This window comes from Enterobacter pseudoroggenkampii (assembly GCF_026420145.1).
Lineage (GTDB): Bacteria > Pseudomonadota > Gammaproteobacteria > Enterobacterales > Enterobacteriaceae > Enterobacter > Enterobacter pseudoroggenkampii.
The window spans coordinates 1,980,082-2,003,594 of the sequence record NZ_JAPMLV010000001.1; the positions used below are offsets into that span (position 1 = coordinate 1,980,082).

The following is a 23,513-nucleotide window of genomic DNA, read 5'->3' on the forward strand; positions in this document are numbered from 1 at the left end:
TGAGCCGCTGTCTCTTTTCTAACAATAACAGTAAGTTACTCAGTAACGATCGTCTGAACCTGTGCAGGGCCCGGGTTGTACCAACCCCAGCCCGGGTAGCCATAACGATAAGGATGTGGACCCCACATCCACGGATCCATCGGCTGAGGCGGCATGATCACCTGCTGTGCCAGCCGCCAGCGTTTATACCCGTTGACCTGCATGGTCATAAATTTGTACGGCGTGTTGCCGATTTTGCCCTGCACGGCGCCGGTAATCGGCCCGACGACGGTCACCAGCTGTCCGCGGAAATCGACCGGATCGAGGAAACCGCTGACGTCCGCGTAGATACGTCCCCGGGAGGCCTCGCCCAGTACAGGCCGCGCGCCGCTGTCCAGCGGAACGGTGGCGATCTCCAGACGGGTTTTCCCCTGCTGGTTTTGTACGTCTATGACCTTACCGCCAAAGCGTGCTTCCTGGCCGACGTACAGCTCAGGGGCATTCATCACCCGAACCAGATCCTGCTGTGGCGTCGGGCTGCTGCCCTTAATCGCATCAGGAACGGAAACGCATCCGCTCAGTGCTATGGCAACTGCGCCTGCCATAATAAGGCGTACTACTTTAGTCTGAACCGCCATGATGCGACTCCTTTTTCTCAGTTCCTGTTACTGAGATTCACTCGCGGCCCGGAAGTTTCTTCCACGCGACGGTGTTTCGCAAATAAACCGGCTCCGCCTGTTCAACGGCCACGGTTTTTCCTGCTGCGAGCAGCTGGCTGGCAATCGGAAGCATATCTTCAGCAGCCGGGAGCAGCATGTTGCCGTCCACCAGCGTCAATCCGGTGTCGTTCGCCATCTCAGGCCACGCTGGCCAGCCCGTGCCGACGGTCGCCCACTCGCCGGACAGCTGCTTCAGTCGTTCTGTGACCGCTTCTGGCTTAAGCACGGCTTCCGTCTCTTCGCCGTGCCACACGCCCTGCTCGTCGCGGGTGTATTCGGCCCAGTAGACTTCGCCCATGCGGGCATCAATCGCTGCCAGGACGCGCGTTGCCCCGGTCATGCGCCATGCGCCCTGCGCCATGGTGGCAAGGGTAGAGACGCCGATCATCGGCAGTTCGGCGCCCAGCGCCAGCCCCTGCGCAATGCCAATCCCGATACGTACGCCCGTAAAGCTGCCGGGGCCGCGGCCAAAGGCCAGCGCGTCGAGGTCGGTTAAGGAGGTGTTGCCCTGGGTTAAAATGGCTTTTACCAGGGGCAGAATGCGTTGGGTGTGTTCCCGGGGGCACTCTTCGAAATGGGCAGAAACAGCACCGTCGTTCAACAGAGCAACAGAGCAAGCCTCTGTCGCGGTATCAATAGCCAGAATTCGCATCAGTCGTCGCGCTCTCGCAAGGGTCAGTCACAAAATGGCGCGCATCTTAGCACACTCCGGGGTAAATTACTCCGCCGTTGGGTTTGCCAGGAAACGCACCGCGCGTTTTATGTCCCGCGTCCGCGGCGCGGGCGGCAGGCTTGCAAGGAAAGTCGCACCGTAAGGACGCATCACCAGCCGGTTATCGCAGATGACCAGCACGCCGCGATCGGTGACGTCACGGATTAAGCGCCCTACCCCTTGCTTAAGCGTGATGACCGCATCCGGCAGCTGTACCTCGTCAAACGGATCGCCGCCGCGCAGACGGCAGTCTTCCATCCGCGCCTTCAGCAGCGGATCGTCCGGGGAGGTAAACGGCAGCTTATCAATGATCACCAGCGAAAGCGTGTCGCCGCGCACGTCCACCCCTTCCCAGAAGCTGCTGGTTGCGACCAGCAGGGCATTACCGGCGCTGACAAACTGCTGTAACAGCTGGCCTTTGCTGGTTTCGCCCTGCAGCAGCACCGGTAGGGTCATCGTGGCGCGGAACTGCTCGGCGAGATCGCGCATCATGGCGTGGGAGGTGCAGAGCATAAAGCAGCGGCCGTTGTTGGCCTCGATCATCGGTTTTAGCATTGCAGCCAGATGGCGCGCAGCACCCGGCTGGTTCGGCAGCGGCAGATTACGGGGAACGCAGAGCAGCGCCTGTTTTTCGTAGTCGAACGGGCTGGGCAGGAGCAGCGATTCCGCCTGCTCAATGCCGAGGCGCTCGGTGAAGTGGTGCAGATCGTCATTCACCGACAGGGTTGCCGAGGTAAAGATCCAGCTTCCCGGCTTTTGCGCCATCACCTCTTTGAATTTATCAGCCACCGTCAGCGGCGTGAGCGCCAGCGTGAAATGCCGCGAGGTGCACTCGTACCAGTAGCTGTACCCCGGCTGGTTGATCTCTTTCAGCCGTTTGAGCCGACCGCGATAGAGCGTAGCGCGCTCGAAGGCTGCATCCAGCAGCGCGGAGCGGCCGAGGGACAGTTTCGCCACGTCGTAGCAGAGCTCCAGGGCGTCATCGAGCAGCAGCAGCGCGCGCTGGATATTTTTGTCCGCCAGCAGCTCGCGCAGGTTGCCGCGATAGCCCGGCTCGCCGAGCTGTAAACGGAAATCCTGCGCGCTCTGCGCCAGGCGGTCGGCGCACTTCTGCAGCTGCTGGGTATCTTTGAGTTCGGTCCGGTAAGCAATGGTGAAATCTTTCGCCAGATCCTGCAACTGACGGCTGGAGAGCGACTGGCCGAAGTACTGGCTGGCGATATCCGGAAGCTGGTGCGCTTCATCAAAGATCATCACGTCCGCTTCCGGGATCAGCTCACCAAAGCCGCTGTCCTTAACCACCATATCCGCGAGGAACAGATGGTGGTTCACCACCACCACATCCGCATCCATCGCCGTTTTGCGCGCTTTCACCACAAAGCAGTCTTTATACAGCGGACAGTCGCTGCCGAGGCAGTTGTCGTTGGTGCTGGTCACCAGCGGCCAGGCCGGGGAATCTTCCGGCACGCTCGCGCAGGTGCTGATATCGCCCTCTTCCGTCTGGTTCGCCCAGGCGCGAAGGATAATGACGTCGCTGAGAGTTTGCACCGGCAGGTCGCCGCCCGCCAGCGCCTGCTGCTCAAGGCGCTCCAGGCAGAGATAGTTGGATCGCCCCTTCAGCAGGGCCAGACGTCCCTTGTATTTCAGCGCCTTAGCTACCGTGGGCAAATCGCGGCTGTAGAGCTGATCCTGCAGCGCTTTTGAACCGGTGGAAATAATCACCTTCTTTTTCGCCCGCAGCGCCGGCGCAAGGTAAGCATAGGTTTTACCCGTGCCGGTACCGGCTTCAACCACCAGCGGCTGAGCCTTATCGATGGCGCGTGCAACGGCGTGCGCCATCTGTCGCTGAGGCTCACGGGGTTTGAAGCCGGGGATAGCCTGCGCTAATTGACCTTCAGGGGAAAAATCGTCTGCCACGGTGCTCTCTCACTGTATTTTTGCACAGGGATTATGTCAGCCCATCCTCTCATGTGCCACCCCAAATAGTGACGACAGGAGAACAATATGGCAGTCTTGCCGCCTGATGACGAAAAATAACGAGGAAACGTTTATGACAATTGTGCGCATTGATGCCGAAGCCCGCTGGTCTGATGTGGTGATCCATAACCAGACGCTCTACTACACCGGCGTCCCGGCTAACCTGGACGCGGATGCGTTCGAGCAGACGGCAAATACCCTGGCGCAGATTGACGCGGTGCTGGAAAAACAGGGCAGCGACAAATCCCGCATTCTGGATGCGACGATTTTCCTGGCAAACAAAGATGACTTCGCGGCAATGAACAAAGCCTGGGATGCGTGGGTGGTGGCGGGTCACGCGCCTGTACGCTGCACCGTACAGGCCACGCTGATGAAGCCGGAATACAAGGTCGAGATTAAGATTATCGCGGCGGTTTAAGCCCGATTACTCTTCATCTTCATCCTCGAAACGCGCCACGATCCGCTCGCCGGTATGCGTGGCGCGCAGTTCTTCCGCCACCTGGGAAATCGCCTGTCCGCTGCTCATCCCCTGGGACATCAGTTCCTGAATTCGCTCAACCGCTTTCTGCTGCTGTTCATGGCTCAGAGAAGGTAAACCTGCAAACATCGTCAACTCCTGCTAAATTATTCGCGCTAATTATTTCACGCTGCCCGGTAGTATGCCATACATGAACATGCGCTTCCCCACTGTTATTACCCTGCCCTGGCGGACAGACGCCGCTGAATACTGGTTTGCCCGCCTGAGCCATCTTCCGTTTGCGATGATGCTGCATTCCGGCCATGCGGATCATCCCTATAGCCGCTTTGATATTCTGGTCGCCGATCCGCTGAAGACGCTGACAACCGATGACCTTTCGCTGACGGACGATCCGCTGGTGCAGCTTCAGCACGACATTAACGCGCTGGGCTTATTTGCCACACCCAACCCGGACCTTCCTTTTCAGGGGGGAGCGCTGGGCCTGTTTGGCTACGATCTGGGTCGCCGTTTCGAAACGCTGCCCGAGCATGCGCAGGCTGATATTTCCCTGCCCGACATGGCCGTGGGGCTGTATGACTGGGCGTTAGTTGTTGATCACCAGAAAAAAACGGTTTCCCTGCTGAGCCATCGTGACGTGCAGGCGCGTCTGGCCTGGCTTGAGGCGCAACAGGCTGCACCCGCAGAGATGTTCACGCTGACCTCCGGCTGGCGCTCGAACATGAGCGCCGCAGAGTATGGCGAAAAATTCGCGCGCGTTCAGGCGTATCTGCAAAGCGGTGACTGCTACCAGGTTAACCTTGCCCAGCGCTTCCAGGCGACATACCGGGGAGATGAGTGGCAGGCATTTACCCGTCTTAATGCCAGCAATAAGGCGCCGTTTAGCGCGTTTGTGCGTCTGGAACAGGGGGCGATCCTCAGCCTGTCGCCCGAGCGTTTTATTCATCTGGCCGAGGGCACGATTCAAACCCGTCCGATTAAAGGCACCTTGCCGCGTCTTGCCGATCCCGACGCCGACCGCAAGCAGGCGGAAAAACTCGCCGCCTCGCCGAAAGACCGCGCCGAAAACCTGATGATTGTCGATCTGATGCGTAACGACATTGGCCGGGTGGCCGTTCCGGGCAGCGTCCGCGTGCCGGAACTGTTTGTCGTCGAGCCTTTCCCGGCGGTGCATCATCTGGTCAGCACCATTACCGCGCGGCTGCCTGACTCGCGCACGGCCAGCGATCTTCTGCGCGCCGCGTTCCCGGGCGGCTCCATCACCGGCGCGCCGAAGGTGCGGGCAATGGAGATCATTGATGAGCTGGAGCCCCACCGCCGCAATGCCTGGTGCGGCAGCATCGGCTATATCAGCCTGTGCGGCACGCTGGATACCAGCATTACCATCCGTACGCTGACCGCCTGCAACGGAAACCTTTACTGTTCGGCCGGGGGCGGCATTGTTGCCGATAGCCAGGTCGATGCGGAATATCAGGAAACCTTTGATAAAGTTAACCGTATCCTGAAACAACTGGAGTAAACACGGGTGGAAAAAGAGAATCTGACGCTGGATGACTTTTTATCTCGCTTTCAGCTACTAAGACCGCAGGTCAACCGCGAAGCGCTGAATCAACGTCAGGCGGCCGTGCTGATCCCGGTCGTGCGTCGCGCGCAGCCGGGCCTGCTGCTCACCCAGCGTTCCGCCCATTTACGCAAGCACGCGGGTCAGGTCGCTTTTCCGGGGGGCGCGGTAGACAGCTCCGACGCCTCGCTGATTGCCGCCGCGCTGCGCGAAGCGCAGGAAGAGGTTGCCATTCCGCCGGAGGCCGTTGAGGTCATCGGCGTGCTGCCGCCCGTCGACAGCGTCACCGGTTTTCAGGTCACGCCGGTGGTCGGCATTATCCCGCCGGGCCTGCAGTATCACGCCAGCGTCGATGAAGTCTCCGCGGTGTTTGAAATGCCGCTGGAGGAAGCCCTCCGACTGAGTCGTTACCACCCGCTGGATATTCAGCGTCGCGGGCATGACCATCGGGTCTGGTTGTCCTGGTATCAGCATTATTTTGTCTGGGGCATGACGGCGGGCATTATTCGTGAGCTGGCGTTGCAAATCGGCCTGAAGCCTTGACTATACTTTACATTCAGCCCTCTTCTGCCAGGTTTGCGATCTGCGTCGCGCTATTAGCAAAACCCATCGTTAACCATTAGTTTAATTCATGTGAATAGTTAAGCCGAGGTCGGTGTTCCCTCTTACACTATGCGCAGTTATAACATCGTTACTGGAACCCCGGTAACCCTGTCAGGAGTGTGAAAGTGATTAGTATATTCGACATGTTCAAAGTGGGAATTGGCCCTTCGTCTTCCCATACTGTTGGCCCGATGAAGGCCGGTAAACAGTTCGTCGATGATCTGGTCGAAAAAGGATTACTGGAAAGCGTTACCCGTGTCGCCGTGGATGTTTACGGCTCGCTGTCATTAACGGGTAAAGGCCACCACACCGATATCGCCATTATTATGGGTCTGGCAGGCAACATGCCGGATACCGTTGATATTGATGCCATCCCGGCATTTATCCGCGACGTGGAAACACGCGGTCGCCTGCTGCTGGCAAACGGCCAGCAGGAAGTCGATTTTCCGCAGGATGACGGCATGCGTTTCCGTAGCGACAACCTGCCGCTGCATGAAAACGGCATGACCATTCACGCCTGGAGCGGTGAAAAAGAGATCTACAGCAAGACGTACTACTCCATCGGCGGTGGTTTCATCGTGGATGAAGAGCATTTTGGCAAAGACAGCGTCGGCGACGTCAACGTACCGTACCCGTTCAAATCGGCTACCGAGATGCTGGGCTACTGCAAAGAGACCGGTCTTTCACTGTCCGGTATGGTGATGCAGAACGAACTGGCCCTGCACAGCAAAAAAGAGATTGAAGACTATTTTGCGAACGTCTGGCAAACCATGCGCGCCTGTATCGATCGCGGGATGAACACCGAAGGCGTTCTGCCGGGTCCACTGCGCGTACCGCGTCGTGCCTCCGCCCTGCGCCGTATGCTGGTGACCACGGACAAGTTCTCCAACGACCCGATGAACGTGGTTGACTGGGTAAACATGTTTGCCCTGGCCGTTAACGAAGAGAACGCCGCCGGTGGTCGCGTCGTGACGGCGCCAACCAACGGCGCCTGCGGTATCGTCCCGGCAGTGCTGGCCTACTACGATCACTTTATTGAGCCCGTGACGCCGGACATCTACATTCGCTATTTCCTGGCGGCAGGTGCCATCGGCGCGCTGTACAAGATGAACGCCTCCATCTCCGGTGCGGAAGTGGGCTGTCAGGGTGAAGTCGGCGTGGCCTGTTCCATGGCGGCGGCAGGTCTGGCAGAGCTGCTGGGCGCAAGCCCTGAGCAGGTCTGCGTGGCGGCTGAAATCGGTATGGAACATAACCTCGGTCTGACCTGTGACCCGGTCGCGGGCCAGGTGCAGGTGCCGTGCATCGAGCGTAACGCGATTGCCTCGGTGAAAGCCATCAACGCCTCACGTATGGCGATGCGCCGTACCAGCGAACCTCGCGTATCGCTGGATAAGGTGATTGAAACCATGTACGAAACCGGCAAAGACATGAACGCGAAATACCGCGAGACGTCCCGTGGTGGCTTGGCCATTAAGGTGCAGTGCGACTAATACTGCCTTTCGCCCATCTGCAACGGATGGGCGAATTTCCCTCTTCTTCCTCGTCTCCCGCTGTTTTCCCCACTACACTTTCACTGTTGCGTCCGGCTTTTGTGGCTGGTGGCTTATCAGGCGACCGTTCATGCAAACTGCACAAACGATCATTAAAAACTATCGCCGAAAACGCGTTATCGTCTGTGTCACGGTTGCGCTCCTCACACTCATCCTGACGTTAGGCATTCGCTTTATTTCACAGCGCAATGTTAATCAACAGCGGATCCTCGATTTTACCAGCCACACCGTCCGCGCCCTTGATAACATACTGCTTTCTCTGGAGAACCGCCGCAGCGTGCTGCAGCCCCTGGTGGGACAGCCCTGTCCCCAGGCGCACCTGGCGCTGCGAAAGCAGGCCGCCATTTTGCAGACGGTACGCTCTATCGCCCTGATTAAAGACGGTATCCTGTACTGCTCGAGTATTTTCGGAAGCCGCGATCTGCCCGTTCGTGACTTCCTGAAAGAACTCCCCGCCAGCACGACGAAGCTGATTTTATCCACCGACCAGTGGTTGCTTAAGGACAGCCCGATATTGATTCAGTGGTATCCCGTTTCTCAGGACGGTGAAGCAGGCGTCATCGAGATCATCAATATCGATCTGATCGCCAAAATGATCCTCGAGCCCCAGCGCCCGCTTATCAATGACGTGGCGCTGACCGTGGGCGATCGCTTTCTGCGCTATGGTCAACGCGTCAGCGACAGCCTGACGTTTGATGATGAAGACTCTCTTTTCCAGCAGTCATCAACCCGAAATCCTTTCACCATTACGGTCAGCGGGCCAGGTCCTGGAGCATTAGCCTTAAAAAGCCTGCCAGCCCAGCTGCCGCTGGGGCTTATGCTGAGCCTGTTGCTGGGCTATCTCGCCTGGCTGGCGACGGCAAACCGGATGAGCTTTACGTGGGAGATTGATATGGGCATTGCGGGGCGGGAATTTGAGCTTTTCTGCCAGCCGCTGGTGAATGCCCGCACCCAGGCGTGTACTGGCGTGGAGATCCTGCTGCGCTGGAACAACCCCCGTCAGGGTTGGATCACCCCGGAGGTGTTTATCCCTCTGGCAGAAGAACATAACCAGATTGTCCCCCTGACCCGCTATGTCATCGCCGAAACGGTGCGCCAGATAGGCTACTTCCCTTCCAGCGCCGGTTTTCACATCGGCATTAACGTTGCCGCCAGCCATTTCCGTCACGCGGTGTTGATACAGGACCTGAACCGTCTCTGGTTCAGCGCCTTTCCGCGCCAGCAGCTGGTGATAGAACTCACGGAACGGGATGCGCTGCTGGATGCGGATTATCGCATCGTGCGCGAACTGCATCGCAAAGGGGTGAAGCTCGCCATCGACGATTTTGGCACCGGAAACAGCTCCCTCTCCTGGCTTGAGAAGCTGCACCCGGACGTCCTGAAAATCGACCAGTCCTTTACCACCGCCATCGGCACCGACGCCGTGAACTCGACGGTGACAGATATGATTATTGCGCTGGGCCAGCGGCTTGATATTGAACTGGTTGCTGAGGGGGTCGAGACAGAGGAGCAGGCGCGCTATTTGCGCCGCCACGGCGTGCCTGTCCTGCAGGGCTTTTTCTATGCGCGGCCCATGCCGCTACGGGATTTTCCGAAGTGGCTGGCGGGGAGCGCGCCCCCGCCAGCGCATCATAACGGGCACATCGTGCCCTTAATGCCGCTGCGCTAAGCCGGCTTACTCATCTTCGTCGTGGGCTGATTGTTCTTTAACAATACGAACCATATCAACGCGATAGTCGTTGGCTTCAACGATCGTAATGTGCAACGGCGAAAGCTCGATCACATCTCCGACGCGCGGGATTTGCCCGTTAACCGCGATCACCAGACCAGCAACGGTCGCGATGTCTTCTTCATCGTTAATCACGTTTTCCAGCCCCAGCGTGTGCGAGAGCGCGTGCAGGTCGGTGGTACCTTTAACCAGCCAGCCTTCACCGTCGGCAACAATCTCTGGCGTTTCGTCGGCATCCGGGAACTCACCGGCAATTGCTTCCAGCACGTCCAGCGGCGTAACCAGCCCCTGCACCACACCAAACTCATTGGTGACGATAACAAAGCTACCGCGAGCGCGACGCAGCACCCCGAGCAGGTTGATCGGATCCAGCGTTTCCGGCACGACAATCGCAGGCGACGCCGCAGCAACGGCTTCCACGTTGACGCCCTCTTCCAGGGCCACCAGCATCTCTTTCGCCCGCACGACGCCGATGATCTCATCCAGCTCACCACGACACACCGGGAACAGGCTGTGCGGTGAAGAGAGCAGCTGCTGGCGAATTTCATCAACGCTCAGGTTAGCATCGACCCAGCTGATTTCCCCGCGCGGCGTCATGATGCCGCGCAGCGAACGGGAGGCCAGGGAGAGCACGCCGTTAATCATGTAGCGTTCCTGTTCCACAAACGCCCCTTCCGGGACCGGAACCGGATTATGGTTTTCGGAATCAGACTGAACGTTCACCTGACGACGACCGCCCATCAGGCGCAGAATGGCATCTGCGGTACGGGCACGCAGCGGCTGATTCGACTGCTGCTTAATAAAGTTACGACGCGCAATCTGGTTGAACAGCTCGATCAGGATCGAGAAGCCAATCGCGGCGTACAGGTAGCCTTTCGGAATATGGAAGCCAAAGCCTTCCGCCACCAGGCTCAGACCAATCATCAGCAGGAAGCTCAGACACAGCACGACCACCGTTGGATGCTGGTTGACGAAGCGCGTCAGCGGCTTCGAGGCCAGCAGCATAACCGCCATTGCAATAACGACAGCCGCCATCATTACCGGCAGATGGTTCACCATGCCGACCGCCGTGATCACCGCATCCAGCGAGAAGACTGCATCAAGCACCACGATCTGCAGCACGACCACCCAGAAGCTGGCATAGCCTTTACCGTGCCCATCATCGTGCTGACGGTTTTCCAGCCGCTCGTGAAGCTCTGTCGTCGCTTTGAAGAGCAGGAATATCCCCCCGATCAGCATGATTAAATCACGCCCGGAGAAGGTGTAATCCATGACGGAGAACAGAGGTTTGGTCAGTGTGACCATCCAGGAGATGACGGAGAGCAGCCCCAGTCGCATGACCAGCGCCAGCGAGAGACCAATCAGACGCGCTTTATCACGCTGTTTTGGCGGCAGTTTGTCCGCAAGGATGGCGATAAACACCAGGTTATCAATGCCGAGAACAATCTCCAGCACCACCAGCGTGAGCAATCCCACCCAGATTGACGGGTCCATTAAGAATTCCATGACAAGCTCCTGCTAAAGGAATGACGAAACGGTGCCCCACTCAATGTGGGCAAAACAGAGGTAAACAGAGTCGATACGTGGCGAGGATCGCCGGTGAATAAGGCGCGAAATGGCCTGGTAGATGACTGACGTCGGTGACGGTCCATATAGTGGGCTGTAGCCCTATACTCCTGAACAATTAAACGGAGGCTAAACATATCAGAGACACTGTGTTTTTAGCAAAGATTTACGTTCCTTTGCAAAGTTCTGTAACACAGCCGCTTTACGCTACAGATAAATCTGTAACGCGTGGCTAAATTACGGATCTTCATCACATAAATTATTTTTTCACTATCTAAAATAATTCGCGGAAGTCTTAGTTTTTTGAACTCTAACCCTTATCTGAATCGATTCGGTTCGCCAATACGATTCTCAGTACGACTGCCTGGCAGGCGTATTAATGATAATAAAAGGAGGTAGCAAGTGACCATTGCTATTGTCATAGGCACACATGGTTGGGCTGCTGAGCAGCTACTCAAAACGGCAGAGATGCTGTTGGGCGAGCAGGAAAACGTCGGCTGGATCGATTTCGTTCCCGGTGAAAACGCCGAGACGCTGATTGAGAAGTACAACGCTCAACTCGAGAAGCTGGATACCAGCAAAGGCGTGCTGTTTCTCGTTGATACATGGGGCGGCAGCCCGTTCAATGCTGCCAGCCGCATTGTCGTCGATAAAGAGCACTATGATGTTGTCGCCGGGGTCAACATTCCCATGCTGGTGGAAACCTTCATGGCGCGCGACGACAATCCGGCGTTCGATGAGCTGGTGGCACTGGCCGTTGAAACTGGTCGCGAAGGGGTTAAGGCCCTGAAAGCGCAGCCGGTTGAAAAACCTGCCCCTGCGCCTGCAGCGGCACCGAAAGCGGTAGCACCGGCAAAACCGATGGGCCCGAACGATTACATGGTTATCGGCCTTGCGCGTATTGATGACCGTTTAATCCACGGCCAGGTCGCCACGCGCTGGACCAAAGAGACCAACGTTCGACGCATTATCGTGGTCAGCGACGAAGTGGCCGCCGATACCGTTCGTAAAACCCTTCTGACTCAGGTTGCTCCTCCTGGCGTTACCGCGCACGTCGTGGATGTCGCCAAGATGATCCGCGTTTACAACAACCCGAAATACGCGGGTGAACGCGTGATGCTGCTGTTCACTAACCCGACAGACGTTGAGCGCATTGTTGAAGGCGGCGTGAAAATCACCTCCGTGAACATTGGTGGTATGGCATTCCGTCAGGGCAAAACGCAGGTCAACAACGCCATTTCAGTCGATGCGAAAGATATCGAGGCATTCAACAAGCTGAATGCGCGCGGTATTGAGCTGGAAGCCCGTAAGGTTTCCACGGATCAAAAACTGAAAATGATGGATTTGATCGGCAAAGTTGGGAAATAAGCCCGCGCCGGTTCTCATATAAAGTTTACGTAATAGGAGAAGTGCAATGGAGATTACCACTCTTCAGATTGTGCTGGTGTTCGTGGTCGCATGTATTGCGGGTATGGAATCCGTACTTGATGAATTTCAGTTCCACCGCCCGCTGGTGGCCTGTACCCTGATTGGGGCCGTTCTGGGTGACATGAAAACCGGTATCATCATCGGTGGTACCCTGGAAATGATCGCCCTGGGCTGGATGAACATCGGCGCGGCGGTTGCGCCCGATGCCGCGCTGGCCTCTATCATTTCGACCGTTCTGGTTATTGCCGGTCACCAGAGTATTGGTGCAGGTATCGCCCTGGCAATCCCGCTGGCAGCCGCAGGCCAGGTTCTGACCATCATCGTTCGTACTATTACCGTTGCCTTCCAGCACGCGGCGGATAAGGCGGCCGACAACGGCAACCTCACGGCCCTGTCATGGATCCACGTTTCATCCCTGTTCCTGCAGGCGATGCGTATCGCGATCCCGGCGGTTATCGTGGCGATCTCTGTGGGTACCAGTGAAGTCCAGAGCATGCTGAACGCCATTCCTGAAGTGGTCACCGGCGGCCTGAACATCGCGGGCGGTATGATCGTGGTCGTTGGTTATGCGATGGTCATCAACATGATGCGCGCAGGCTACCTGATGCCGTTCTTCTACCTCGGCTTCGTGACCGCGGCCTTCACCAACTTCAACCTGGTTGCACTGGGTGTGATCGGTGCGGTGATGGCGATTCTCTACATCCAGCTCAGCCCGAAATATAACCGCGTCGCGGGTGCCCCAGCGCAGGCTGCTGGTAACAACGATCTCGATAACGAACTGGACTAACAGGTGAGCGAAATGGTTGATATGACAAAAACTACCACCGAGAAAAAACTCACTCCGGGTGATATTCGTGGCGTGTTCATCCGTTCTAACCTGTTTCAGGGTTCATGGAACTTCGAACGTATGCAGGCGCTGGGCTTCTGCTTCTCCATGGTACCGGCGATCAAACGCCTGTACCCGGAAAACAACGAAGCGCGCCGTCAGGCCATCAAGCGTCACCTGGAATTCTTTAACACCCATCCTTACGTTGCGGCTCCCGTACTGGGCGTAACACTGGCAATGGAAGAACAGCGTGCAAACGGCGCAGAGATTGACGATGGTGCTATCAACGGTATCAAAGTCGGTCTGATGGGTCCGCTGGCCGGTGTCGGTGACCCTATCTTCTGGGGTACCGTGCGTCCGGTCTTCGCGGCACTGGGTGCCGGTATCGCGATGAGCGGCAGCCTGCTTGGCCCGCTGCTGTTCTTCATCCTGTTCAACGCCGTGCGTCTGCTGACCCGTTACTACGGCGTGGCCTATGGCTACCGTAAAGGGGTGGACATCGTTAAGGACATGGGCGGCGGCTTCCTGCAGAAACTGACTGAGGGGGCGTCAATCCTCGGCCTGTTTGTCATGGGGGCACTGGTTAACAAGTGGACGCACGTGAACATCCCGCTGGTGGTATCAACCATCACCGGGCAGGATGGTCAGACGCGCGTCACCACCGTGCAGACGATTCTGGATCAGCTGATGCCGGGCCTGGTCCCGCTGCTGTTGACCTTCGCCTGCATGTGGCTGCTGCGTAAGAAAGTGAACCCGCTGTGGATCATCGTTGGCTTCTTCGTCATCGGTATTGCGGGCTACGCCGTCGGCCTGCTGGGTCTGTAAGTATCAATGCTATAGGCCGGGGGCTTGCCCCCGGTTTTTTTTATCTGGAGGATGAATGACTGTCACGGACATCGTACTGGTTTTATTTGTTGTTGCCCTTCTGGCTTACGCGATCTATGACGAGTTCATCATGCCCCGCCGTCACGGCGAGACGCTGCTCTCCCTTCCCCTTCTGCGACGCGGGCGCGTGGATGCCTTTATCTTCGTGGGTCTCATCGCCATTCTTATTTACAATAACGTTACCAGCCATGGTGCATTATTAACCACATGGTTATTATGTGCGCTGGCATTAATGGCGATTTATCTGTTCTGGATCCGCACGCCGAAAATCATTTTTAAATCCCACGGATTTTTCTTCGCCAATGTGTGGATAGAATATAACCGTATTAAAGAGATGAATTTATCCGAAGACGGCGTGCTGGTGATGCAATTAGAACAACGCCGCCTGCTTATTCGGGTGAGGAATATTGACGACCTGGAAAAGATATACAAGTTACTCGTTAAAACTCAATGAGTTAGATATATAGCAATGGCTATATATTGCGTTTATCTTGCGCAAGAAATATAGCCAAAGCTATATCTCCTTCGTTAATTTTATCTCTATTTGTTAACGATATTTTCACGCTTAAAGACAAATGAAAATCGTTATCAACAAGTGTTTTAAATAATGCCTCTTCAATGTTGTTTTATATTCTCAAAATATGTTAAGGTTGCGCCCGTCGTTGGGGAGTAGCCGATTTCCTGTTCGCAGGAAATGTACGTGTCAACATACTCGTTGAAAAACGTGGCACGTACGGATCGCTGACAGCACATCTATGTGCAGCGCGATCAGGCGAGACCATAGATACATCAACTGCTGTTTACTGGGGGCAGTGATGTGTCATATGGATATCCCCGGTCTGGACGCTGTTATGAATATCTCCGCTACGATCCTTCTCGCTTTTGGCATGTCCATGGACGCATTCGCGGCTTCCATCGGAAAAGGCGCCACGCTCCACAAACCTAAGTTCTCAGAAGCCCTGCGTACCGGTCTGATTTTTGGCGCTATCGAAACGCTGACGCCGCTTATCGGCTGGGGTCTTGGCATGCTCGCTAGCCAGTTCGTGCTGGAGTGGAACCACTGGATTGCGTTCGTCCTGCTGGTATTTCTCGGTGGCCGAATGGTGATTGAAGGTTTTCGCGGCGGCGATGAAGAAGACGAGGAGCCTCAGCACCGCCACGGGTTCTGGCTGCTGGTCACTACGGCCATTGCCACCAGCCTTGATGCGATGGCCGTCGGTGTCGGTCTGGCATTCCTGCAGGTCAATATCATCGCCACCGCGCTGGCCATCGGCTGCGCAACATTGATTATGTCCACGCTAGGCATGATGGTCGGACGGTTTATCGGCCCGCTGCTGGGTAAACGCGCCGAGATCCTGGGGGGGATTGTGTTGATTGGCATTGGTGCCCAAATCCTCTGGGCACACTTCGCCGGTTAATCTTCGCGCTGCCAGAGGTGGATGCTGAAGTCCGTCTGGCAGCCAAATGTTGAGTGTGCCGCTAACGCTTCCCATACTTCCGGTTTTGCCCGCCACGCGAACGGCGTCATCTGCAGCAACGCGGTGGCCTCTTCCCCTTTCAGCGTCATTTCATACGCCACGGTTTGCTCCTGCTTCAGGCTAAAACCGGCCAGCTGTTCAGAATGAGGGGCATGCAGACGCACTTCGTCGTAGATCAGCCCTTTCAGCTCCATCAGATGACGCGGGCCTGGGGTCACGGTGACTACCCATCCGCCCGGTTTTACCACGCGAGCCAGCTCTTCCGCCTTGCAGGGCGCGTAAATGCGAATAACCGCGTCCATGCTGGCATCGTCAAACGGCAGTCGGTGGCTGGATGCCACGCAGAACGTCACGTCCGCGTAACGCTTTGCCGCTGCGCGAATCGCCACTTTCGACACGTCCAGACCGAACGTCTGTGCGCCCTTCTCACGGGCGATCTCGGCAAACCGCGCGGTGTAGTACCCCTCCCCGCAGCCGATATCGAGCATGGCGGTGGCTGAATCCGGCAGAATGTCATTCAGCATCTGCGCGACGGCCTCCCGCAGCGGCAGATAGTGCCCGGCATCAAGAAACGCGCGTCGCGCCTGCATCATCTCAGCACTGTCGCCTGGATCGCGGGAGCGTTTATGCTGCACCGGCAGAAGATTCACGTAGCCTTCTTTTGCCCTATCAAACTGATGCCCCTGCGGACAGGTATAACTTTTATCTGAGTGCGTCAGGGGGGCGTGGCAAAGGGGACAGCTGAAGGACATGGTGACTCCGGAGCATAATCAAAGGGCGAAGTGTACCGCTATTCGCCCTGGTTATAAACGCCCGGTTAACGCATAACGATAAGGTGATCGGACCCTGCCGGTAACCCGTCAGGTTTCACATTTTCCAGACGCAGCACGTTACCCATAATCTCACTGAAGACAGGGGCGGAGACGGCCCCGCCGTAGTAGGCACCATTTTGCGGATCGTTAATCACCACCACCAGGGCAAAACGCGGATTGCTGGCAGGTGCAACCCCTGCGGTGTAGGCGACGTATTTATCGACATACTTCCCGCTATCGTCAATTTTCTTCGCCGTACCGGTTTTCACCGCCACACGGTAATCACGAACGGCGGCCTTAACCCCTCCGCCGCCCGGCAGCGCAACGCTCTCCATCATGTGCTCCACCTCGTGCGCAATCTCTTCTGGCATGACGCGTTGCCCGATAACGGGGGGATCGATACGCGTAATCGAGAGAGGTCGCTCAAGCCCGAAGCCGCCAATCGTGGCGTAGACGTGCGCCAGCTGGAGCGGCGTCACCATCAGCCCGTAGCCGAAGGCAAATGTCGCGCGGTCCAGCTGGCTCCAGTATTTACGCTGGGGCAACAGCCCCGCGCTCTCACCCGTTAAGCCAAGCCCCGTATTCGTGCCGAATCCAAAATTTCGATAGGTATCAATAAGATGCTGGACAGGCATTGCCAGGGACAGTCGGGACACGCCGGTGTCACTCGATTTTTGCAGGATCCCGGTCATTGTCAGTTCAGGATAATAGCCCACATCGCGGATACGATGCCCGTCGAGGGTATACGGGTGCGTGTCAATCACGCTGTCCGGCTGGACCAGCCCCTGCTGCAGGGCCGTCATCAGCACCAGCGGCTTGACCGTGGAACCCGGTTCGAACGTATCGCTGATCGCACGGTTGCGAAAATCATTTATCGTTGCGCCTTCCCGGTTATTGGGGTTGAAATCCGGATAGCTCGCCATGGCGAGTATTTCCCCTGTGGGGATATTAATGAGCACCGAGGCCCCAGACTCGGCCTTGTTCCAGGCCACGGCATTATCGAGCGCATCCTCGGTGATGGTTTGCAGACGCTCGTCGATACTTAACTGGATGTTATGCGCCGGCGCGGGCGCAACTTCCGTCAGGTTTTCAACCACGCGTCCATAGCGATCTTCCCTTACCTGGCGCACACCCGCCTTGCCGGTCAGCTGCGCGTTGAAGCTTTTTTCCACGCCCTCAATGCCCTGCCCGTCAATATTGGTGAAGCCAATCAGGTTCGCTGCCACATGGCCGGCAGGATAAAAACGGCGGGATTCATCGCGTAAATTGATGCCGGGCAGATTGAGTTTATCTATCCACTTTGCCTGTGCCGGATCGACCTGACGGGCAAGATAAATAAAACGGCCCTGCGGGTTGGCGTTGATTCGCGCCGAGAGTGCGCCCAGGGAGAGATGTAGCGCGTTTGCCAACGCCTGCCAGCGTTCGTCGACGCCAACGCCTCCTTTTGCCAGCACCGTTTTAGGATCGGCCCAAACGGCCCGTACAGGCACGCTCACCGCCAGGGGACGACCTTCGCGATCCATTATCATGCCGCGCGGCGCATCAATCGCCAGCTGGCGGAGGGAGCGCATATCTTCCTGCTTCACCAGATTGTCAGGCTTGATGATTTGCAGCCAGGCTACCCGGCCAAGTAAAAAGACCAGACTACAGAAAATAGCTAAACAGAGCAGCGCAAAACGCGCTGGCGTGAAATTGCCAGCGGTCATTATCAATTTCTTCTTCACCTGAACCCCAGGACTGTTAAACAACGCCCTGATTTAACGGGAAAAGATGCGCTTAGGGAGGCGAAACAGTGCTACTAACCTCGCAGCTTTGCAACAAGTTACTAACAAGACCGTGAATGGTAATATTTTGAAAGATTAAGGACATAAAAAAGCCCCGCGTTATGCGAGGCTTTATGTCTGAGAGTGAAGTGCTAAGCGCTTCAGTCAGCAGCGGTTCGATCAGATAGCAGTTACGTTAACTGCAGCTGGGCCTTTCTGGCCGTCCTGAATTTCGAACTCAACGTTCTGGCCTTCAGCCAGAGTTTTGAAGCCGTTACCCTGGATTGCAGAGAAGTGTACGAACACGTCTTTGCTGCCGTCAGCAGGAGTAATGAAACCAAAACCTTTAGACTCGTTGAACCACTTAACTTGACCTTTAATCTTTGCCATTTTGCAAAATTCCTTAGAGTGTTTTCTTAGCCCGCAGGCATTAACTGAGATAAAACTGAGACATTACTGCATGAGGCACTAATATAAGGTTCGGCAGAGAAGCGGTATTCAACGACAACGTGTTTACTCAGGACTTCTTTACTGAAAATGCCACACATAAACAGAACTGTACCTCGTTTGACCCAAAACGTGTTATCACACACTATGTTTAATATGGCAAGCCATTTTTAAACATGTCTCGATCCGCCGCACAAATTCGAACAGTGCCTGTCAGGTTTTGCACAATTATGCGCATCACGTCCAGACAGCCCTGCTGCGTAACAAAGACCCAGCATTGCTTTCACAACCGCTGTAATCTAAGACTTTTTTAACATAGCTCAATCATAACGAAGCGTCCAGCAACCGGGAAAAGAAATCTTACGTCTTGATTGAGTTAGAACAATTTGTGAAAACTTATGCTTAAATCATTGTAACGCGACCAAATTGTTTCAGAGAAAAAACAGTGTTAATAACCCGCGCCCAGTTGTATTAAAATGCACCAGCGAATAAACAGCGTTATGCACCAAAATAATGAAATTTTTATGACCCTGCATCAAAAGAAGGCAAGCAAAACGTTTCGATAAAAATAAAACATTCCTGCACGCGTTTACATCAACAATATATGCAACAATTTATCGCTTCGTTTATAAGGATAAATATTCACCAATTTTCAGTATCCTGAAAGAATGATTAACTGGTGCTAAATTATCGAGTGCGTGAGTTAACTCCTGCACAGGTTCATCTAAGGCTTCATCTGCCAGTTCAAACACGCCCCAGTGAATGGGGAATGCCAGGGGAGAGCCCAGCTGCTGCCACAATGCCACCGCAGATTGCGGATCCATATGATGGACAGCCATGAACCATCGTGGGGCATAGGCACCAATCGGTAACGCGGCGGCATCAATATGGCCCAGGCGTTCAGGTATCAACAGCAGCTCGGGCGAATACCCCGTATCACCGCTGAACCAGAAACGATGATGTCGGCCTTCCATCACCCAGCCGCACCATAATGAGCGATTGCGGTTCCATGGCGTGCGCATACTCCAGTGTTGAGCCGGTACGGCGGTCAGCGCCATTCCTTGCCAGGTGAAACTCTGCCACCAGTCTAGCTCAACCACGCGTTTTGCTCCCCGACGCCGAAACCAGTCGGCCAGCCCCAACGGAACAAAAAAACTGACGTCGGGGAAGCGTTTGAGGATACGGCGAATGGTCGCGTCATCAAGATGATCGTAATGATTATGGGAGATGACGACCGCATCAAGCTGATGAAGCTGATCGACTGACAGCGCGGGAGGCGTTTTGCGCTGTGGTCCCATGAAAGGGAGCGGAGAAGCACGTCGCGAAAACACCGGGTCGGTAAGGATGATATTGCCGTCCAGCTGCAGCAACACGCTCGCGTGTCCGAGCCACCACACCCCATCTTCATGAGTTTGCGTAAGCTCAACCGGTTGCCACCACTGGCGGATAAAGTCTTCATAACCCAGCGCGGGCGGCTTCGGTAAACCGGCCTCTTTACGCGCTTTACGCCAACGGTCGAGGTCGCCGGGTTGATGTCCGACAGGATCGGTATTACGAAAACCGTTCGGGGTGTGATGTTTCAGGGAGGGGTCATACCAGGGGTTTTTCCAGACCACAGCCACCTCCCAGGACAAAAAGATTAACGCTCAGCCACCAGGCGGATAAAGTCATCTTCGTCTTTGTTATCTTCAGCGACTGCGTCTTTCGGCGCGTCTTTCTCTTCCGGTTCGTTAGCCTCACACAGACGGCGTAGCAGCGCATTCTGACGTTTTTGCTGATCGAGCAGCGCTTCCAGCAGTTCAATCTGCTCGTTAGTACGGGAACTGGCGCGATTCACAAAAAACCAAATGACCAGCCCCACAAGCAGAACAACCAAAGAAATCATCAGGGATGCTATATTCAGCAGCCCTGAATTCAGTAACTCACCCATTTCACCACCTCAATAAAAACGTCTATTTTACCACTGGCGCGAAGGAAGGAAATCACCTTGAGAAAAAATGCGTGTTACCAGGGAATAAATTTATTGATTGCGCAAACGCCGCTAAAAAACTGTACATCCTGATCGCACATCACATTGATCGTCTGCGTCCATAACACCACGCACGCTATCAGCACGATAATCAGAATTACCCAGCGTATTTTTTTCACTCCACACTCCGTCTAATGACCTGATGTAACGAGGTTATCACGCTTATCTTAAACAAGGGCTAACTGTGCCGCCATCGCGCTTTTTTCAGAATCCTGCACTTGTTTCGTTTCGTAAACCGTTTACGCTAGCATTATGATAACAACGATAAAAGAGGTAATGATGCGCTTAATCATTCGAACAATTATTGCACTGGCCCTTGTCTGGATTGGCCTTCTTCTAACGGGTTATGGCGTGCTTGTGGGAAGCATCGAAAACGCTGCCGGGTTAGGCATTCAGTGTAAATACTTAACAGCACAAGGAATGAGCACTGCGCAATATCTGCATACTGACAGCGGGATTGTTGGCTTAACCCACTGTCCGGTCCTGCGTAAGACTTCCGTCGTGATTGATAATGGCTAGTCAGCCGGGTAAATGACCGACAAAAAACGCCGCAACAGATGCGGCGTTTTTTATGTGAACAGAGATTAGAACGGGTAGTCGTGATACCCCATCTGTTCAGAAATCTTACGTGCGGCAGTGTGGAGAATAGCCACATACTCATGCAGACGCTCTTCGGAAAAACGTAAGGTTGGGAAGGAGATACTTAAGCCCGCGATCACCACGCCAAAACGGTCAAATACCGGAACGCCGATGCAGCGCAGTCCCTCTTCCTGCTCCTCGTTATCTTCGCCATACCCCTGCTCGCGTACGCGATCGAGCACCGTTAGCAGCGCGTCCGTGCTGGTAATGGTTCGTGAGGTACTTTGCTTGTATTCCACGCCTTCGAGGATCTGCTTCACTTCCTCACGATCGCGCCACGCCAGCAGAACTTTACCAATGGCGGTACTGTAGAGCGGGTTGCGACGACCAATGCGCGAATACATGCGCAGATTGTACATGGAGTCGATTTTATGGATGTAAACTATGCTGTCTTCATCCAGCGCGCCGAGATGGATGGTCTCTTTAGTGAGGCGAGAGATTTCACGCATCTGAATATCGGCGCTGCGGATCAGGTCAACATTTTGTAGCGCGCGGGCACCCAGCTCAAACAGCTTCAGCGTCAGGGAGTATTTTTCAGATTCGCCTTCCTGGGCAACGTAACCCAGCGATTTCATGGTCTGCAAAAAGCGATATACGGTGCTTTTTGACATCATCACGCGCTGTGACAACTCTGTAATACCTATTTCACGCTCCTCTCCCAGCGCCTGTAAGATGCCAAACACCTTCAGCACGGAAGAAACAGAATCTGGCTGTTTATCCAAATCCGCAATAGCCATTTACCACCTCATAGCGAGTGTTTTATAAAAATCAGAACCGGTTTTTATTATAAGTTCCCGTCATGTCACCTGCAATCAATCCCCGTTTACTTCGTTACAAATCTGCGACATATCGCGGCTGTAACAATGCTAAAATAGTTACCCTGAGAATAATTTCACGCTGAGCTTTTTTAACCCTAATGGAAAAGACCCTTTCCGATGGCCTGCCTTTACCCCAGCGGTATGGCGCGATAGCGACCATCATTATCGGTATATCAATGGCGGTCCTTGACGGCGCAATCGCAAACGTTGCCCTGCCAACCATCGCCAGCGACCTGCACGCCTCTCCCGCCAGTTCGATATGGATTGTTAACGCCTATCAGATTGCGATCGTGGTTTCCCTGCTCTCGTTCTCTTTCCTGGGCGATATGTTCGGTTACCGTCGGGTGTATCAGTGCGGTCTGGTGGTTTTCACCTTTACGTCTTTGTTCTGTGCTCTTTCAGATTCACTGCATACCCTGACGCTTGCCCGCATTGCGCAGGGTTTTGGCGGCGCGGCGCTCATGAGCGTAAACACGGCGCTGATCCGCTTAATTTATCCGCAGCGTCATCTGGGGCGAGGAATGGGGATAAACTCGTTTATTGTCGCCGTCTCTTCTGCCGCCGGGCCAACGATTGCGGCGGCGATCCTTTCCGTTGCGTCATGGCAGTGGCTGTTCGCCATCAACGTGCCGCTGGGTATTGTCGCCATCTTCTTTGCCCTGCGCTTTCTTCCCGCTAACGGTCCCAAAAGCACCATGCCGCGCTTCGATGTGGCGAGTGCGGTGATGAATGCCCTGACCTTTGGCCTGTTGATTACGGCGCTGAGCGGATTTGCGCAGGGACAGTCTCTGATGCTTACCGGCGCGGAGCTTATCGCCCTGCTGGCGATCGGCTTCTTCTTTGTTCGCCGCCAGCTCACTCTCCCTGTGCCTCTACTGCCTGTTGATCTGCTGCGTATTCCCCTCTTTTCCCTCTCCATTTGCACGTCTGTCTGCTCGTTCTGCGCCCAGATGCTGGCACTGGTCTCCCTACCCTTCTTTCTGCAAAGCGTGGTTGGACGTTCAGAGGTGGAGACCGGCCTGCTGCTCACCCCCTGGCCGCTGGCGACCATGGTGATGGCACCGCTGGCAGGTTATTTAATTGAACGCGTCCATGCCGGTTTATTGGGTGCTTTGGGGCTGGCGGTGATGGCGACAGGCCTTTTCGCGCTGGCATTGCTACCGTCATCGCCAACCGATCTGGACATCATCTGGCGCATGATCCTGTGCGGCGCGGGGTTTGGTCTGTTCCAGTCCCCTAACAACCACACCATTATCACCTCCGCGCCGCGTCATCGCAGCGGAGGAGCCAGCGGTATGCTGGGGACCGCGCGTCTGCTGGGCCAAAGCAGCGGTGCGGCACTGGTCGCCCTGATGTTTAACCTTGCCGGACAAAACGGTAACCACATTGCGCTTCTCACCGCAGGTGCCCTTGCTTCCCTCGCGGCGGTCGTCAGCGGCCTGCGGGTGACACAGCCCAGGGTTCAGGCATAAAAAAAGCCGGGCAGAGTGTTCTCCTGCCCGGCTTATTAGGGTTCC

Annotated in this window: 25 protein-coding genes, 1 pseudogene and 1 riboswitch; of the genes and pseudogenes, 12 read left to right on the forward strand and 14 right to left on the reverse strand. The window is 55.5% G+C overall.

Annotated features, from left to right (window positions below; genetic code table 11):
- Positions 1-35: 35 nt before the first annotated feature.
- The 3 genes from OTG14_RS09720 to yoaA form a co-directional block, all read right to left on the reverse strand.
- Positions 36-617, reverse strand: coding sequence for a Slp family lipoprotein (locus tag OTG14_RS09720; protein WP_061714891.1), 582 nt, complete (start codon positions 615-617; stop codon positions 36-38).
- Positions 618-654: 37 nt separating this feature from the next.
- Entirely contained in the window at positions 655-1,350 is a 696-nt protein-coding gene (tsaB, locus tag OTG14_RS09725; protein WP_024909864.1) for a tRNA (adenosine(37)-N6)-threonylcarbamoyltransferase complex dimerization subunit type 1 TsaB, read from the reverse strand.
- A gap of 66 nt (positions 1,351-1,416) precedes the next feature.
- The gene (gene yoaA, locus OTG14_RS09730; protein WP_023293935.1) at positions 1,417-3,327 is read right to left on the reverse strand and encodes a DNA repair helicase YoaA; all 1,911 of its coding nucleotides are present in this window, start codon (positions 3,325-3,327) and stop codon (positions 1,417-1,419) included.
- 133 nt (positions 3,328-3,460) lie between these two features.
- On the opposite strand from yoaA, the gene OTG14_RS09735 reads away from it, so the two are divergent.
- Positions 3,461-3,805: a RidA family protein gene (locus OTG14_RS09735; protein WP_008500498.1), complete on the forward strand. Its 345-nt coding sequence runs from the start codon at positions 3,461-3,463 to the stop codon at positions 3,803-3,805.
- A gap of 6 nt (positions 3,806-3,811) precedes the next feature.
- Here the strand turns inward: OTG14_RS09735 and OTG14_RS09740 are convergent, their stop codons facing one another.
- Positions 3,812-3,994, reverse strand: a complete 183-nt coding sequence (locus OTG14_RS09740; RefSeq protein ID WP_008500497.1) for a YoaH family protein — start codon at positions 3,992-3,994, stop codon at positions 3,812-3,814.
- Positions 3,995-4,055: 61 nt separating this feature from the next.
- Here OTG14_RS09740 and pabB point away from each other — a divergent pair, with 61 nt between their 5' ends.
- The 4 genes from pabB (at position 4,056) to OTG14_RS09760 (ending at position 9,245) form a co-directional block, all read left to right on the forward strand.
- Positions 4,056-5,381, forward strand: coding sequence for an aminodeoxychorismate synthase component 1 (pabB, locus tag OTG14_RS09745; protein ID WP_267215210.1), 1,326 nt, complete (start codon positions 4,056-4,058; stop codon positions 5,379-5,381).
- A gap of 6 nt (positions 5,382-5,387) precedes the next feature.
- Positions 5,388-5,966 carry a CoA pyrophosphatase gene (locus OTG14_RS09750; RefSeq protein WP_048029449.1) on the forward strand — a complete coding sequence of 193 codons (579 nt, stop codon included), beginning with the start codon at positions 5,388-5,390 and terminating at the stop codon, positions 5,964-5,966.
- Between the two features lie 185 nt (positions 5,967-6,151).
- Positions 6,152-7,516 carry an L-serine ammonia-lyase gene (sdaA, locus tag OTG14_RS09755; protein ID WP_024909859.1) on the forward strand — a complete coding sequence of 455 codons (1,365 nt, stop codon included), beginning with the start codon at positions 6,152-6,154 and terminating at the stop codon, positions 7,514-7,516.
- A 130-nt stretch (positions 7,517-7,646) separates the two neighbouring features.
- Complete coding sequence (locus OTG14_RS09760) at positions 7,647-9,245, forward strand: cyclic diguanylate phosphodiesterase (RefSeq protein WP_267215005.1); 1,599 nt, start codon at positions 7,647-7,649, stop codon at positions 9,243-9,245.
- 6 nt (positions 9,246-9,251) lie between these two features.
- Here OTG14_RS09760 and yoaE read toward each other — a convergent pair whose 3' ends face one another.
- Both yoaE and OTG14_RS23820 read right to left on the reverse strand, forming a co-directional pair.
- The gene (gene yoaE, locus OTG14_RS09765) at positions 9,252-10,811 is read right to left on the reverse strand and encodes a CNNM family cation transport protein YoaE (protein WP_032647743.1); all 1,560 of its coding nucleotides are present in this window, start codon (positions 10,809-10,811) and stop codon (positions 9,252-9,254) included.
- Complete coding sequence (locus OTG14_RS23820; protein WP_071994519.1) at positions 10,799-11,008, reverse strand: protein YoaL; 210 nt, start codon at positions 11,006-11,008, stop codon at positions 10,799-10,801. Before OTG14_RS23820 ends, yoaE begins: the two co-directional genes overlap by 13 nt.
- A gap of 265 nt (positions 11,009-11,273) precedes the next feature.
- Between OTG14_RS23820 and manX the strand changes: the two genes are divergently transcribed.
- The 5 genes from manX to mntP all read left to right on the forward strand — a co-directional run bounded on the left by manX (position 11,274) and on the right by mntP (position 15,428).
- Positions 11,274-12,239, forward strand: a complete 966-nt coding sequence (gene manX, locus OTG14_RS09770) for a PTS mannose transporter subunit IIAB (protein WP_267215006.1) — start codon at positions 11,274-11,276, stop codon at positions 12,237-12,239.
- A gap of 46 nt (positions 12,240-12,285) precedes the next feature.
- Entirely contained in the window at positions 12,286-13,086 is an 801-nt protein-coding gene (gene manY, locus OTG14_RS09775) for a PTS mannose transporter subunit IIC (RefSeq protein WP_024909729.1), read from the forward strand.
- A gap of 12 nt (positions 13,087-13,098) precedes the next feature.
- On the forward strand, positions 13,099-13,950 hold the full coding sequence (locus OTG14_RS09780; RefSeq protein ID WP_006810994.1) for a PTS mannose transporter subunit IID: 852 nt from the start codon (positions 13,099-13,101) through the stop codon (positions 13,948-13,950).
- Positions 13,951-14,005: 55 nt separating this feature from the next.
- Positions 14,006-14,464: a DUF986 family protein gene (locus OTG14_RS09785; protein ID WP_248272652.1), complete on the forward strand. Its 459-nt coding sequence runs from the start codon at positions 14,006-14,008 to the stop codon at positions 14,462-14,464.
- Positions 14,465-14,662: 198 nt separating this feature from the next.
- Positions 14,663-14,851: riboswitch (yybP-ykoY riboswitch) on the forward strand.
- 10 nt (positions 14,852-14,861) lie between these two features.
- On the forward strand, positions 14,862-15,428 hold the full coding sequence (gene mntP, locus OTG14_RS09790; protein WP_032642447.1) for a manganese efflux pump MntP: 567 nt from the start codon (positions 14,862-14,864) through the stop codon (positions 15,426-15,428).
- Here the strand turns inward: mntP and rlmA are convergent.
- The 7 genes and pseudogenes from rlmA to mgrB all read right to left on the reverse strand — a co-directional run bounded on the left by rlmA (position 15,425) and on the right by mgrB (position 20,658).
- The gene (gene rlmA, locus OTG14_RS09795; RefSeq protein ID WP_267215007.1) at positions 15,425-16,240 is read right to left on the reverse strand and encodes a 23S rRNA (guanine(745)-N(1))-methyltransferase; all 816 of its coding nucleotides are present in this window, start codon (positions 16,238-16,240) and stop codon (positions 15,425-15,427) included. The two genes, mntP and rlmA, sit on opposite strands and share 4 nt — an antisense overlap.
- A 65-nt stretch (positions 16,241-16,305) precedes the next feature.
- Positions 16,306-18,006: a peptidoglycan glycosyltransferase FtsI gene (gene ftsI / locus OTG14_RS09800; protein ID WP_267215008.1), complete on the reverse strand. Its 1,701-nt coding sequence runs from the start codon at positions 18,004-18,006 to the stop codon at positions 16,306-16,308.
- Positions 18,007-18,243: 237 nt separating this feature from the next.
- Complete coding sequence (gene cspE / locus OTG14_RS09805; RefSeq protein WP_001062678.1) at positions 18,244-18,453, reverse strand: transcription antiterminator/RNA stability regulator CspE; 210 nt, start codon at positions 18,451-18,453, stop codon at positions 18,244-18,246.
- Between the two features lie 13 nt (positions 18,454-18,466).
- Positions 18,467-18,611, reverse strand: a pseudogene (locus OTG14_RS09810) (DUF2627 domain-containing protein).
- Between the two features lie 525 nt (positions 18,612-19,136).
- Entirely contained in the window at positions 19,137-20,126 is a 990-nt protein-coding gene (locus OTG14_RS09815) for an MBL fold metallo-hydrolase (RefSeq protein ID WP_267215009.1), read from the reverse strand.
- Between the two features lie 23 nt (positions 20,127-20,149).
- The gene (locus tag OTG14_RS09820) at positions 20,150-20,440 is read right to left on the reverse strand and encodes a YebO family protein (protein ID WP_024909723.1); all 291 of its coding nucleotides are present in this window, start codon (positions 20,438-20,440) and stop codon (positions 20,150-20,152) included.
- Between the two features lie 74 nt (positions 20,441-20,514).
- Positions 20,515-20,658, reverse strand: a complete 144-nt coding sequence (gene mgrB / locus OTG14_RS09825; RefSeq protein ID WP_006175995.1) for a PhoP/PhoQ regulatory lipoprotein MgrB — start codon at positions 20,656-20,658, stop codon at positions 20,515-20,517.
- A 160-nt stretch (positions 20,659-20,818) separates the two neighbouring features.
- On the opposite strand from mgrB, the gene OTG14_RS09830 reads away from it, so the two are divergent.
- A complete protein-coding gene (locus tag OTG14_RS09830; RefSeq protein ID WP_267215211.1) occupies positions 20,819-21,058 on the forward strand; it encodes a YobH family protein in 240 nt (79 codons plus the stop codon).
- Positions 21,059-21,123: 65 nt separating this feature from the next.
- Here OTG14_RS09830 and kdgR read toward each other — a convergent pair whose 3' ends face one another.
- Entirely contained in the window at positions 21,124-21,915 is a 792-nt protein-coding gene (gene kdgR, locus OTG14_RS09835; RefSeq protein ID WP_023312208.1) for a DNA-binding transcriptional regulator KdgR, read from the reverse strand.
- A 179-nt stretch (positions 21,916-22,094) separates the two neighbouring features.
- Between kdgR and OTG14_RS09840 the strand changes: the two genes are divergently transcribed.
- A complete protein-coding gene (locus OTG14_RS09840; RefSeq protein WP_024909721.1) occupies positions 22,095-23,468 on the forward strand; it encodes an MFS transporter in 1,374 nt (457 codons plus the stop codon).
- Positions 23,469-23,513 lie beyond the last annotated feature (45 nt).